General features: G+C 37.7%; 7 protein-coding genes and 1 tRNA gene. 4 read left to right on the top strand and 4 right to left on the bottom strand.

Going from position 1 to position 15603, the window contains the following annotated elements; all coding sequences use genetic code 11:
* Positions 1-55: 55 nt before the first annotated feature.
* The 4 genes from I6F45_RS02215 to I6F45_RS02200 all read right to left on the bottom strand — a co-directional run bounded on the left by I6F45_RS02215 (position 56) and on the right by I6F45_RS02200 (position 5570).
* Complete coding sequence (locus I6F45_RS02215; protein ID WP_024589841.1) at positions 56-976, bottom strand: Wzz/FepE/Etk N-terminal domain-containing protein; 921 nt, start codon at positions 974-976, stop codon at positions 56-58.
* A 7-nt stretch (positions 977-983) separates the two neighbouring features.
* Positions 984-3662: an SLBB domain-containing protein gene (locus I6F45_RS02210; RefSeq protein ID WP_197159553.1), complete on the bottom strand. Its 2679-nt coding sequence runs from the start codon at positions 3660-3662 to the stop codon at positions 984-986.
* A 122-nt stretch (positions 3663-3784) separates the two neighbouring features.
* Positions 3785-4567 carry a DUF481 domain-containing protein gene (locus I6F45_RS02205; RefSeq protein WP_197159552.1) on the bottom strand — a complete coding sequence of 261 codons (783 nt, stop codon included), beginning with the start codon at positions 4565-4567 and terminating at the stop codon, positions 3785-3787.
* A 184-nt stretch (positions 4568-4751) separates the two neighbouring features.
* On the bottom strand, positions 4752-5570 hold the full coding sequence (locus tag I6F45_RS02200) for a mechanosensitive ion channel family protein (protein WP_007582322.1): 819 nt from the start codon (positions 5568-5570) through the stop codon (positions 4752-4754).
* 284 nt (positions 5571-5854) lie between these two features.
* On the opposite strand from I6F45_RS02200, the gene I6F45_RS02195 reads away from it, so the two are divergent.
* The 4 genes from I6F45_RS02195 (at position 5855) to I6F45_RS02180 (ending at position 15603) form a co-directional block, all read left to right on the top strand.
* Positions 5855-5930: transfer RNA gene (locus tag I6F45_RS02195), tRNA-His, on the top strand.
* A 481-nt stretch (positions 5931-6411) separates the two neighbouring features.
* The gene (locus I6F45_RS02190; RefSeq protein WP_197159551.1) at positions 6412-7737 is read left to right on the top strand and encodes a surface lipoprotein assembly modifier; all 1326 of its coding nucleotides are present in this window, start codon (positions 6412-6414) and stop codon (positions 7735-7737) included.
* A gap of 12 nt (positions 7738-7749) precedes the next feature.
* Complete coding sequence (locus tag I6F45_RS02185; protein WP_007582324.1) at positions 7750-8871, top strand: FecR family protein; 1122 nt, start codon at positions 7750-7752, stop codon at positions 8869-8871.
* A 39-nt stretch (positions 8872-8910) separates the two neighbouring features.
* Positions 8911-15603 carry an Ig-like domain-containing protein gene (locus I6F45_RS02180; RefSeq protein WP_197159550.1) on the top strand — a complete coding sequence of 2231 codons (6693 nt, stop codon included), beginning with the start codon at positions 8911-8913 and terminating at the stop codon, positions 15601-15603.

Below are 15603 nucleotides of genomic sequence, written 5' to 3'. Positions count from 1 at the left end.
ATGCTAAAAAGCGACATATAGAAAAGAAAAAGTAATATTCAAGGTTTAACACTAGTTACTTTTGTCGTTTATATATAAAAAACACTAAAAGACTGAATACAGCTATAAAAAAACCTAAAATTGCACCCATAATACTTAAAATGGCTCTTTTAGGTGAAAACTTAACTTCATCAACAATTGCAGGATCGATAGTTTTAAACACATACTCATCCCTTACCTCTGCAAGCATTTGATTTTGCACTTGCCCTTCAATCATATCGAACATGATTTTTCTTATATCTACATTCTTAGTTTCTTTAAGTTTACTTTGTAAAAAAACTACACTTTTATTGGCTTCTTCAATATCGATCATTCGTAATTTATTGTTTATAGAGTTAATAAGGCTATCTAAGATTCTTTTAGCTATATATGGTGAATAATGTTTTATAGATACACGAATAAAACCAGTGTCTTCATCTTCCGAAATAGACAAGTTTTCCTTTATTAAGTAGCGGTATGCTTCTAAGTCGCTAGGTGTTTTTGTTTTAGGGTAACTGACCTCACGCACCCAGATGTTATTTTCTATATCATAAACTTCAGAATCATAAATAAGTTCGTTTTTCTCAGCATTCCAGCCCTCAACACCTATTAGTAAGGGCTTTAGCTCATTAATATTGATAAAATCACTAATAAACGTCCTACTTTTCAGTGTTTCGATTGCTATATCACGTTTACTACCACTTCCAGCTTGTAAATTTATTCCGGCGATGGAAGCCAGTCCTCCAAATGTGGAGGATAATCCACTTAAAGGTGAGTCCTGTCCCTGTTCAACGACACTGATCAATGCCTCAGAACGATAAATATTTGGCAAAGACAGTGAGAATAAAACGGCTATTACAGAAAATAAAGCTGTAATACCTACAATTAATATACGCCCTTTCCATAATATAGAAATTAAAGTTCGGAAATCCACCTCTATATAATCTTGATTATTCATTTTTCACCTAAAGACTTCCAATTGCTGCTACAGCTACACCTAGCTGATAAAGAATCTGCGTTGCTGTACTCCAAAGCGTTAGCTTATCCATATGCCCTGCATCCATTGGGATTACTATTGTGTCCCCTGGTTCTAACTGGTCAGCATTATTTGCTGCAAACCAGCCACCTGTATTTGGTATTTTCACTGAACCATTAGCTTTAATAATGTAAATTCGATCTTCAGCGGCACGCTCTTTGAGCCCGCCACTTAGCGCTATATAATCATCAACACTTACACCTGTTTTATAAAGATGCGATGTTGAGTAGTTAACTTCACCAATTACACTAATTGAATCGCGCTTGCTTGGTACATATAGTGTATCGCCATCTTGTAATACTAAATTTTGTTGATTATTTACGATTAAAGGTAAATCAATTACTAAACGGCCTACGGCTTCAACACTCGCGAGGTCGTTTAACAGCTTGTTCATCTCTTCATATGAAAGCGTACTACTGCTTACGGAGTTCTGAAAGCTTTTTGAAGCTATATCACGACGAAGCTCTGTAGATAAACGCGCTAGTTGCTTTTGCTCTTGCTCTTTTATCGATGTACGCGTAAATACAGCTGCTTTTTGCTCTGCAAATTTTGAAAAGCCACCCGCGCGTTCAAGTAGTTCAGTAAGCGTTTCACCACGGCGTATTGTATAAGTGCCCGGGAATCTAAGCTCGCCTTTTAACTCTACTTTTACATTTTCTTGCCAGTTTGGAATTGCAAAAACATTGATGCTGTCTTTGCTTTGTAATGTAATATTACTTTGAAGTTCACCTTTCATCGCACTTTCGAGATCAAACCGTAGGTGTTCTATTTTAGAACCATCACTGGCTACAATACGTGTAATTTCAGCTTGCTTCACGTAGGCTGACTCTAACAAGCCACCCGCTGCTATTATTAAGTCTTTTGCTTCACCGCCAATCATTAATGGATAAATACCAGGGAAAGTAACGTTTCCACTGATCTCCACAAGTTGCATTGCTTGTTGCACTGATGCTTGCTGCTTAAATTTAGCAATAATTGGAGCTAATAAATTATGGCGGCTAAATAACGCGTAATCTTCAGGTTTGAGTTCTTGGTCTTCTTCTTCTTTTGCTTTGCGCTTAGAAATTTCAGCAATAGTGAGTATTTTATTGTCTTCAAGAACAAGTTCTTCGTCTTCTTGATTAACGCCAATGTATTTTTCGAACTCTTTTTGTTCAAACTTATGCCATTGCTCTGCTTTTTGTTGCTGCTCTTGCTGCTCTTGACTAAGGGCCATATTTGCTAGAGTTGATTGCTCTAATTCTTTTTCTTCAAAACGGCTAAATACAACTATCTTGTCATTAGCTTGAAGCTGTAAGTCATTCTCTGAATTTTTGATAATAGCTTGGGCTACATCGAACTGATGAGCTTCTATATCACCATTTATATTGATTTCACGAATTACGAGTCCGTAGCTTAAATCGGCTTGCGGTAGTAAGTCACCACGTACTGATTTAAGTACATCTGAAATGCGCTTGCCTTGGTGCCACTGATAATTACCTGGGCGCGCTACTGCACCAATTAAGCTAACTGAATTTTGATATTGCGAGCTAACTGAATTAAAGCGAATACGGTCGCCATCTTGTGGAATATAGTTAATTTGCGATTTTGAAAAATCTACCGATAGCACTTCTTTACGATCGAAGTTAAAGCGCTCTACAATTGCGCTTTTGGCATATGCATTTGGTTTAAGGCCTCCGGCCATTGCTAATAACTGCTTAGCAGACTCACCTTTTTTAAGTTCAAAGATAGCTGGGCGTTTAACCGCACCTTCAACTCTTACTTGAGCGCCAACTGATGGAATAAATACAGCATCGCCCGGCTTTAATACGATATCGTTACTGCTATCGCCATTAATAAGTAAGTCGTAAAGGTCAAAGTTTGCAACTACGTTGCCTGCGCGTTTAACTTGAATATTACGAAGAGAGGCAATGTCAGACACGCCACCGCTTACGAATAATGCGTGCGAAACGGTTGTTAATGAAGAAACACTGTAGCTACCCGGTTTATACGCTTCTCCTAGCACTAAAATACGCATGCTACGAAGTTGGCCAAGCGATATAAAGGCTTTTACACCAATAACTTCCTGCTCTACTTTTACTTTAACTAGTTCTTTAATTTCAGCAAAGGTTAAACCAGCCACTTCTACAGGGCTCAGGTCAGGAATACTAATACGTCCTTCACGGTCAACTATGACTTCAAAACTGTCACTTTCTTTACCATAAAAGTTAATTTTTAATTGATCGCCAGGGCCTACAATATAAGTATCGGGTACTGCGGCATTTTCGCTTGGCATAAATGTAGTGGGTTCACCTGCAAACAACTCATAACCATATGGTTTTAGTTCGTCTGCTTTTGGTTTGAAGCGCTCTTCATCTGTTAGCTTTTCTTTTTCTGGCTCTGCGCGCTCGCCAATACTGTTTTGTTGCTCTGTATTATTTTGATTATTGGATTGGTTTGTACCGGTGATTGTTGAAACATCAACACCATACTGTTTTGCTAGGGCTTCTTGCTGAGCTTTTGGCAGCTTTTTAAATTGCTCAATTTGAGATGCTGTTGGCGTAAAAGCCAAAGTACTAAAACTACAAAGTAGAATAAAAGCACTAATAAATTGTGTAAAAACTTTCACGAGTAGGTATATCCCTAGGTCTACAACCAAAATTGGTGGCCATAATACATTAATTTTGAGCAAATAAAAAAGGGACTTTCGTCCCTTTTGTCACTTTAGTGTCATTAACTTAGTTACATTGGTTAAAAACTGTAAACCAGAGTAAATGATGTTTCTGTGTCAGTGCTTTCTTTGTCGTCAGCAACATCTGAGTTGTTAGTGACATTAAAAGCGACTTTCATTTGTAATGAGCCGTTTATTTTTGCAAGCAATGCAGTTTCTGAACGAGTTTTAGTGTTTGTATCACCATACTCTACAGCAACTAATTGAGTAAAACGTGCACTCTCAGAAATTTGCCAGTTGTAATCTAATTTACCTAAGGCAATTACTTCGCCTTCAAACTCGCCAGCAAGAGAGTTACCGTTATCATCTATTTCAGTGCTGTCATCTGGGTATTCAAAATATTTGTAACCAGGACCAACTTCGGCACTTAACCACATGGTTTTTTCGTTTAATAAACGTAGACCGTAACCTGCAGAAATTACTGACTCACTTCTATATGCTCCAAAATAATCTGAAACGTGTGAACCATAAATGAATAGATGAGAATGATCTTCATTTAATTTGTAATTGCCTTGCGCTGAAATCGAGTACTTTTCATTAGTGCGCTGCTTATTTTTGTCGCCATTAGCATCTTCAACTTCATCTTCTTTGTAGATGCCGTCTAGCTTGTATTCGTTGTTCCAGTTTTCAAGGTTGTGCTGTACTTTAATACCACCTTTGAGTGTGGTCGTTTCTGTATTACCACTTGTGATAATAGCACCAAGTTCACTGGTAACTTCCCACGTTTTTTGATCTGCGTTTGCAGCGAATGCATTTGTTGCAGCAGATGCTGCAACTAAAATTGATAAAAGCTTTAATTTCATTAAAAAATAACCTTTGTATAAATGTATATCTATTTTATTAAAGCGTTACTTGTTAGAGCAAGCAAAACAGCTAAGTAATAATGTAAAAAATTTCATGCAGCAAATACTGCATGAAATTTTATGTCTATAGCCGTTTTATCACTACAACAATTAAAAATAACTTTAATCAAATAACTATTTAAAATTAGTCTTGCTTGTGTAAATGAACATCCATTTGTGGAAATGGGATTGCAATATTTGCATCATCTAATGCAATTTTAATATTTTCCATTAATGACCAGTAAGTAGGCCAGTAATCAGCAGCGTTAACCCAAGGGCGAACAACAAAGTTTACGCTAGAATCACCTAGCTCAGATACAGCTACTGTATAAGCTGGGTCTTTAAGTATGCGTGTTTCTGCATCTAATACAGATTTTAATACTTCTTTTGCTTGACGTAAATCAGCATCGTAACTAACACCAATAACTAAATCGATACGGCGAGTAGACTCACGCGAGAAGTTAGTAATAGCGCCTGACATTATTTGAGAGTTTGGTACGATGATTACTTTATTATCTGGAGTACGAAGTTCAGTTGAGAATATTTCGATTTTCTTAACAGTACCCATTTTATTACCTGCTTCAACAAAGTCACCAGACTTGAATGGGCGAAGTAAAATAATAAGTACGCCTGATGCGAAGTTAGATAATGAACCTTGTAATGCTAAGCCAACAGCTAAGCCTGCAGCACCTAAAATAGCAATGAACGAAGTTGTTTCAATACCAATTTGCGAAAGTGCCATTAAAATAGTAACAGCAAATACAAGTGTGTACACAATGCTTGAAACAAACGACCCTACAGCTTTATCTACTTTCTTTTTAGCAAAACCTTTTTCAGTTAAGTTAGAACAAAACTTAGCGATACGACTACCAAGTAAAAAGATAACAAGCGCAACAACAGCTTGTATACCGTAGTGTAAGATTAGGCCTGAGTTATCGTTAAGCCAATTAAGTACTGAATCCATATTTACTCCAAATGTTTTTTATTAAGCGTTTTCGGCCATTATTATACATTAATTTACAATTTATTCTCATGAAATAATGAATTAATACTATTAAATGTAAGTACATTCGATTTTTTAGAGGCAATTATGCGATAAAATGAAGCCTACTTTGGAAAATTATTAACGACCAAATACTAATTATATTTGCCTGAAATAAATTATTTTAATTTATTTCACTTTTAGACTTCACAACATTTATTATTTTATGTATTATGCGCGCCACACCAAACAAGGTGTGTGTAGTGGCGGTTGTAGCTCAGTTGGTAGAGCCCCGGATTGTGATTCCGGTTGTCGCGGGTTCAAGCCCCGTCAATCGCCCCACTTTTTCTCCTAGTAATACCCTTTATTTATATTTTAATAATTCCCCTAAATTATATTTTTTAATATTCTATACAGCATACCCAAGCTTTGTTACCCAAATTAATTAATATTTTAAGCTAAATTAGTTTATCAGCAACCCCTCCCCTTTAATTAGTTTAACTTGAAGATTTATTAGCAAGTATTTAGCCTGCAATTAAATAACATTTATTTAACCAATGTGATTACATTGGCTGTACTTAAGTACAAAAAGTGCTAGATTTCTAGTACTAATACCAACCTGCATAAATATTTGAGCAACTTAACGAATTAAATTTCACTAAAACGTTGTTAAAAATTTTTTATTTAGAACAATTAGATACAAAAATTTCGCCTAGTTCTAGCGTGATTTTCTTAACGTTAAATAGACCTCACATATAAGCAGATTGGTATAACATCACTTTATTACAAAACATCAAACTTCCTATGGGATATAAAATTAAGCATGATTAAACAGCTTTTAAGAAATTTACTATGTAGTTATTTGGCCTTAATAAGTTTTAACTCATTGGCTCAAAGCAATGATGAATATAATAAGCTACTGATTGAACTGCAAAAATTAGTTTCTGAAAAAAAATATACTCAGGCTTACGAAAAAAGTAACAGTGAATTTCAATACTTAGGTGAGCCTGTTTATGATTTTTTACTTGGGGTTTCTGCGCTTAAAACAGGAAATGCGGCACCTGCTGTATTTGCTTTTGAACGCGTGGTTGAAAACAACCCTAGATGGTATGAAGCTCGCTTGTACTTAGTTCGTGCTTATTTAACCGTTAATAATTTACCTGCTGCCGATACCCAAGCTTTAATACTGATTAACTCACCTAATACACCTAATAACATAAAGTCTTCAGCACAGTCGTTACTTGATACAACCATACTTAAAAAGCAAGAAGCTGGACGTTCTTATAAGCAAAATATTGAGCTTGCCCTTGGCGTTGATGGCAACGTAAATGCGGGTACGGCAGAAGATACGATTATAATTCCTAATATTGGTGAATTTTTATTATCGCCAGAAAGTAAAAGTACGCAAGACAACTATGCGCGACTAAATTATAGAGGAAAGTACTCTCACCCTATAGATCAGAAAAGTTTAATCACTTTGAGTGTTAATACCGGGTGGTACAAGTTTGCAGAACTCAGCCAATACGATCGTATAAATGCGCATATTAATGCTGCCTATCAATATAAACAAAATGACATAAGTTGGTTTGCACAAGTATCGACGACTCCATTAATGCTTGATGGCGATCTTTATCGTACTGAATCAGCTTTAACAGCAGGTGCTAATTATAAGTTGAATAAACAAGTTAATTTATTTAGCTCTGCGACTGCTGGTGTTTTGAATAATAGGTTTGATGAAAAGCTCGATAATTCGTTTTATGCATTAAATGCAGGAGCTAGCTATGCAACTAAGCAATGGTTTCAAAGTTTAAGCGTTAACGCTAAAAATGAAGAAGCCGATATTACTGAAGGTGAATTTAATAGCCGTAATATTACGAGTTTGTACTACCAAGTGAACACTCAACTAGCTCAACATTGGCAGTTGTTATCTCTTGCTGGATACCAATGGATTAATTATAAAGATGATCACCCTTTATTTTTACAAGAACGTGCCGATAACCTTCTTATGTTCTCAACTTCTGTTCGCTATTTAGTTAATCGTGATTTAGCAATACAGTTGGCTGCCAACTATCAAGATAAATCCAGTAATATTTCTTTATTCGAATATGACCGTTTAGATATCAATTTAAGCGCTTCTTACTCATTTTAATTTAAGGTATTTATGAAACATTTACTCCCTGTAATTACCACTTTACTTTGTGTAAGTTTTTATACACAAGCAAATGATCCTGCTGGTAAAACTATTTTAGCGCGAGGCTCTGTACTAGCGGTTGATGGAAGCTCTGAACAACAACGGCAGTTGCAGCGCAGAGATACCGTTTTTGGTGTAGATCGCATTACGACCGGAGAGAAAAGCAAAGCGCAATTTTCAATGTCGGATGGTGGTTTAATCGCTTTAAAAGAAAATTCAGAACTAAATATTGCTAACTACGAATTTGATGATAATACCCAACAAGGTTCTGCTTCTATTGAGTTACTTAAAGGTGGTTTACGCTCTATTTCGGGTGTGATTAAAAAAAATGGCGGCTCTTATAATGTAAAAACCCCCGTTGGCTCTATTGGTATACGTGGAACACATTTTGAAGTTCAGCTCGTTGAAGGCAATGTGTTTTTAGCTGTATGGGATGGCGCAATAGATTTAACACTCGAAAATAATAGCGTGGTTTCTTTGGGTGATAACGAGGCATTTTCGTTTGCACAAATTACAGCCTCTGGTGAAGTATTAAAAACGACGCGTGCAGCACGTGTGTTTGATCAAAATATAGTAACGATCGACCCTAAAGATGACAACGAAGAAGAGACTGAACAAGCATCTGTAACTGAAGTTGAAGTAAATGCTTTTGAAGCAGATACAGATACTATGGATATATATTCTGAACAACAATTTCAAACAGTTAGCAGCGCATCTTTAGTCGATCAAATAGCTCAGCGCCAAGGTGTATTTAACTATGAAGCATCAAGCTTTAATGTAAATTCGAGTGTGGGTGCTGTTACTGACTTTGCTATGACTATGGCCGTTGATTTTGATAATGGCACAGTGCCTGATGGCGAAATTAGTTTTAATGACGCGGGCGGAAATTGGTATGCGGCTTACAGCGGTTTAATAAATTTAAGCGAACTTGACTTAGCCGTTACATTTGCATCCCATGGCAACAATAAAGCCGAGGGCGATGTTGATGCAATATTTTTGAATGACTTAGACAATATTACTGGCAACTTTAATCTTAACGAAATAAATAATCCTGATGTAAATGCTAGCGGTTCTTTTAAATTAGAACCATAAACACATTGGATACAAAGCTTTTATTATGGAGTATTTAAAATGACAGCAAAAAATATATTTTTGCTTGGTTCTATGGTGTTTTTGTTAAGTGCCTGTGGAGGCTCAGAAGAAAGCCCTGCTCAAGAGGCAATACAATCACCTACGGCTGAAGTAGTAACGCCAACGGTGACTAGCTATATAAATTTAGCTGGTGTTATAGCGAGTAATCAAACCAAGAATACAAAAGTTTTAGGTGCTGTCACTTCAAGTAGAGGAGTAGTTGGATCAAGCATAGCTAATACACGCGCTAATATTGTTTTTTCACAAACAAACGAAACTGTGCAAGGCAACGTTTCTTTTTTACTTGAAGCTTCGGATACTGATGGCATTGCTGAAGTTAATTTAGTGCTCCCTAGTGTCAATAAAAGCATATCACTGTGTTCTTCTGATTGTGGTTTTGACTACGAAAAATCAATTATAGGCCTCAGCCCTGCACTTTATGGTGTAACTCCAGGAGAGATACGCCTAGAAATATGGATAACTGACACTTTAAATAATCAAGTCCTTGCTGATGCAATTACTTTTAACTGGCAACCATATCAAATTGAAGGTGTTACAGCTCAGCGAGACGAAGATAATATTAATCTTTCGTGGCAAGCTAACCCCGAACTTAATCGTTATAACGTTTATATTGCAACTCAAGCTGGAGTTTCATCTACTAATATTAATGAATTAGAAAACGGGCAACAATTTTTAAGTATTCAAGATACTGCATTAAGCATTACCGAGTCACTTACAGATAAAAGTTATCAAGTACTTATTACCGGTATTGATGGCAGTGGTGAAAGTGGCTTTGCTAATATAATAAACATAGCACCAGTGGGTGGAGAGCTTGCATTTGCACCAGAAGCTAATGCCGATCAGTTTCAGATAAATGAAGATCAAACTCTGCAAGGCAACGTTCTAACAAATGATACGAATCAATACAGTGGCGATTTACGTGTAAATGCAGATGCATTAATTCTACCGCAGCATGGCACCATTAATATAAATGAAAATGGGGATTTTACTTATATCCCTATTGCAAACTTTAATGGTGAAGATGCCTTTAGCTATCAAGTTGCTAACGAGCTAGGTATGACAGACACCGCAGTTGTAGAGATAACCATTTTAGCTGTTAACGACGCTCCTATTGCGCTTGATAATACTTATAACATCACAAACAATGGAACCTTAGTTGTCCTATCGCCTGGCTTACTTATTAACGATAGCGATATTGATTTAGATAACTTAACTGTTGATACAACGCCTGTTAGCGAAACGACAAGAGGGCAATTAATCCTTTTTGATAATGGTAGCTTTGAATACCAAGGCGAGCAGAACATGCAAGGCCAAGACAGCTTTCAGTATAGAGTTGTTGATGCACAAGGTGCTCAGGCTATTGCAAATGTAACTATTGTAAGCTCAAACACTAACGTAGCCCCTGTAACAAAAAATGATAGCTATAGTTTAAGCGAAGATGAAACACTTGTGGTTACAGCAACCAATGGTGTGCTTAGTAACGATACTGACCCAAATAATGACAGTTTTTCAGTTGATGAAACATTTATTGTGGCACCAACACATGGCCAACTATTATTAGCAATTGATGGCAGCTTTAGTTATGTGCCGGATGCTAATTTTAATGGTGTTGATCAATTTCGATATCAAGCTATAGACTCATTAGGTGCAACCTCTACAGCCACAGTAACTTTAGTAATAAACAGCGAACCCGATAGCCCTGTCGCACAAAATGATGCCTATCAATTTAGCAAAAATAAACTATTTGAAGTAACAGTACAAAATGGCTTATTAATTAACGATTTTAATATTGAGGCTGGCGATTTATCAGTTAACACCACGGCAATCAATGCAACTCAAAATGGCGAGCTTACATTAAAAGTTGATGGCTCATTTACCTACCAGCCAGACTTAGGTTTTATTGGTGTAGATAGCTTTACTTATTCAATTTCAAATGAGCAAGGCTTAACTGCAACAGCTCAAGTAACATTAAGTGAAAGCGGCGTTAATACTTTTCCAGAAGCCAATAACGATCAATTTACGTTAGACGAAGACAGCTCTGCATCCTTATTAGACGTGCTAGCTAACGACACTGATGCAGATGGCGATACGATTAGTATTTCGAACATAGAAAATATTGCTGGAGAAGCGACTATTGTCGCCGGAAAAATACAGTTTACTCCACCAGCAAACTTTTCAGGTGAGATAGTACTAACTTACACCATTACGGATGGCTATAGTACTGGTAATGAAGGTATAAACGACAGAACAGCAAGTGTGACGATTACCGTGACACCCGTTAATGATGCCCCTACTGCAACTACTGATTCAGCAACGATGAACGAAGATGCTCCTGCGTTATTAGTTAACGTACTAGCTAACGACTCCGACATTGATGGCGATACTCTTACAATAACAGCTGCTACTGCAGATATAGGTTCTGCATCTGTTGTTGATAATAAAATCCAATACACGCCTGCTGCTAATACAAATGGAACAGCAATTATTAACTACACAATAAGTGATGGGAACGGCGGTACTGCAACTACAAACTTATCAATAATTATTGCTCCCGTAAACGATACTCCTATTGCAAACGCAGACTCAGCGACAGTAGATGAAGATGCAGCGCCAATACTAATAAACGTATTGGCAAATGACTCTGACGTGGATGGTGATAGCCTCACTATCAGTGCTGCCTCGGCAAATACTGGTTCAGTCGCAGTGGTTGGCAATCAAATTCAATATACACCGGCAGCCAACGACAACGGCGTAGCAACAGTTACTTATACTGTAAGCGATAGCAGCGGTGGTGCCAGTACAACAACGTTAACTATCACTATTACCTCCGTAAACGATGCTCCAATAGCAAACGCCGATTCAGCTACCATGGCTGAAGATGCAGCGCCAATACTAATAAACGTATTAGCCAATGACTCAGATGTAGATGGCGACAGCCTCACAATTAGTGCAACCTCAGCTGATATTGGCTCGGTCTCAGTAGTTGGCAATCAAATTCAATATACACCGGAGGCCGACAGCAATGGCTTAGCAATAGTTACTTATACCGTTAGTGATAATAATGGCGGAACAGGTAATACCACGGTCACTATTACTATAACTGCAGTGAACGATACACCTGTTGCCAATAACGATACTGCTACTATGGCTGAAGATGCAGCGCCAATACTGATAAACGTATTAGCCAATGACTCAGATGAAGACGGCGACAGCCTGGTGATCAGTGCAGTCTCAGCTGATATTGGCTCAGCCTCAGTAGTTGGTAATCAAATTCAATACACACCGGCAGCTGATAGCAATGGCTTAGCAACAGTTACTTATACCGTTAGTGATAATAATGGTGGAACAAATACTGCCACGGTCGCTATTACGATAACTGCCGTGAATGATGTACCTGTTGCCAATAACGATACCGCTACTATGGCTGAAAATGCAGCGCCAATACTGATAAACGTATTAGAAAATGACTCAGATGTAGATGGCGACAGCCTGGCGATCAGTGCAGCATCAGCTGATATTGGCTCAGTCTCAGTAGTTGGCAATCAAATTCAATACACACCAGCAGCCGATAGCAACGGCTTAGCAACAGTTACCTATACTGTTAGTGATAATAATGGTGGAACGAATACTGCCACGCTAGCTATTACGATAACTGCCGTGAATGATGCGCCTGTTGCCAATAACGATACCGCGACCATGGCTGAAGATGCAGCACCAATACTGATAAACGTATTAGCAAATGATACTGACTCTGATGGAGACAGCTTGGTAATCTCTTCAGCCTCAGCTGATATTGGCTCGGTCTCAGTAGTTGGCAATCAAATTCAATATACGCCTGAAGCCAATACCAATGGACTTGCCACGATAACTTATACGATTAGTGATAATAATGGCGGAACCAATACAGCCACAGTGGCCATTACCGTAACTGGTGTTAACGATGCACCTGTAGCATCGGTTCAAAGTTTTAGTATTAATGAAAATGCTACCGATGGCGACATCATAGGGACTGTTAGCGCGTCAGATATTGAGAACCAGACTTTAACTTATAGTTTAACTGGCGGTAACACTGCTTTATTTAAAATTAATAGTAGCTCTGGTGTTTTATCAACCGCAGGTGAAAGCCCATTTGATTTTGAAACAACTAATCAATATATCTTAAATGTCACTATAACTGATGATGGCACACCTAATGAAAGTTCAAACGTTAACATAACCGTTAATATTACTGATGAAATTGAGCTTCTTATTCCAACTGAAGATGTGACATTTGGCCGCCCGATTACAGGTGAGCTTGATCTTTCAAACATTTTTTCTGGAGGTGAGTTTAAAGACAGTATTGAGCTTAATGGCAACCTTTATTTTGTTGGTTTTGTTGATGGCGACGATAAAGATATTATTGTTGTGTCTTACACCAACGCTGGCATAACAAATAATGCTTTTAATAGTAATGGAATAAAAATATTAGATTTAGATGATGATGAAGAAGCCACAGCTATTATTTCTGACGGTACAGATCTCTTTATTGCTTATTCTAGTTTTGACGGCACAAATACTGAAGCCTGCTTATTGGAAATGAATACTGCTGGCGTTGTAAGTACTGACTCTGGTGAGAATGATTCAGGAGTTCGCTGTACTTCACAAGCGAGTACTCTTGTTATTAATGACCTTGAAATTGATGACGATAAGATACTGGCTGTAGGTAAACGCTTTGATGGCACTCAAAACGATAGTTTATGGATACATTATAAAAAATCAGATCTAGATTTTGAGAACTCTACTCCAGCTATTGTCGATGTTAGCGGCGCTAATCGAGATGATGAAGGCTTTGCAATTAAGAACTTTGATGATTCCGATTACTTAGTGGTTGGGAGTGTTACCAATGCAGAGGGAACAAAAGACTCTCTACTTCGTTATTTAAAATCTGATGGCGATAATGACAATAACTTCAATGGTGGCGCAGCACTAACAATTGATATATCTGATAATGATAAAGACGACGAACTTTTTGCTGTAGGCGGAGTTGTTGATTCTGAATTTACTGCTTTTGCAGGTGGTTACATAACTCGTAACAGTGGTGAAAAAGAAGCCGTGGTTTTGGCTATTGATAAAACGGGTACTCTTATAACGAGTTTTGGTGATGCTGGTATAGCAATTTATGATATTGATGGTAATGGTGGAAATGGTAATGGCGGCGCTAAAATTACAGGTATTAAACACGAGCCTAGTAACAATGGCATTAGTTTGTCGGGGACGACTGGCGTATCAGCCTCAGAAAAATTATTTTCAGCACGGATTAATAATGAAGGTACTTTAGATAGTGCCTATGGCACCTCCGGCATTAATATAATTGATGGTATAAGTGGTAAGCAATTTGCCAACACTTTAGCTATCGACTCTAATGACACTCTTTGGGTAGCTGGTGTTAATGATAATTCAAATACAAAACCGTTTATTGCAGCAATAGACAGTCAAGCCACATTATTTAGTAACTTTGAAACGAATGGTTACTTTACCCTTAATAATTTAGTAGATGCGACAAACGACGAATCAATGCACGTTTTACAACTTAGCAATGACCCTCATGCCGGTAAGTATATTCTTGCATCAACGGCTAAATCGGACTCAATTACTAAGTTAGTACTAACACGCTTTACGAGTGCGGGTGATATCGATACTAGCTTTAGCGAAAGTGGCCATAAAGAAATTGCCATAGATTTGAGTAAGTCGCGCGTCGCTTTAACCGAGCAAAGCGACGGCAATTTAGTTATTACAGGCTCTAAAAATAGTGAAAATGGTGAAGCGGGCTTTGTAGCTAAAGTTGATCAGTCTGGTAATTTAGACACTTCATTTGCAACAGACGGTGTATACACAACCTCTGTCAGTGGTGCAGAATTGGTAAACCTGACAGGTATTGCACTTGATAATAGCGGTAACATTATTACTGTTGGGTCAATCGTAATAAGTGGCACTCCTAGCCCAATCGTTATAATGTTGACGCCAGAAGGTACCCTTGAGCCTAACTTTGGCACTGGCGGAAGTATCATAGGCTCAGCTTTTGAGTACTATAACCGTGTACATACCGACAATGCGGATATTTTCATTGGCGGTAAGGCAGTATTAAGTGGCACTTCAAAGCTAATCGCATTGAAGTTAAGCTCAAATGGTACTGAAGTCTTTAAATATGTAGGTGAAGAAACCACAGATACCAACAATAAAATAGCGCAGATTTTAACTGACACAACGGGTAAGTTATATTTAATAGCAAACCTTATTGATTCGCCAAATAAAGCCAATGTTATTAGGTTGCTCGTTACGGGTGCGCTTGATACTAGCTTTGCCGTAAATGGTGTCGGTGAATATACTTTGGCGTCAAGCGGTAACACTGAGCTAAGTGGTGCAGCGCTCGATAGTAGCAATCAACTTATTTTAGCCGGCATGGCTAACAATAAAGGAATGTTAGCGCGTATTTTAACTGACGGTACCTTAGATAATACGTTTGGAGCCAGTGGTGCCGGATTTTATGAAGCAAGCCAATGTACCAGTACACATGTATTTACTTCAATCATCTTACAAAATGACACCCAAGTTGTTGTAAGCAGCACCTGTAATGACACTAACTCTAACAATGTTAGTATTTCTAAATTCAATTTTGTAGAAGATGGAGCTTAG

Source organism: Pseudoalteromonas sp. SWYJZ19 (assembly GCF_015864375.1).
GTDB lineage: Bacteria > Pseudomonadota > Gammaproteobacteria > Enterobacterales > Alteromonadaceae > Pseudoalteromonas > Pseudoalteromonas arctica.
This window is presented reverse-complemented; position numbering and strand designations above follow the sequence as displayed.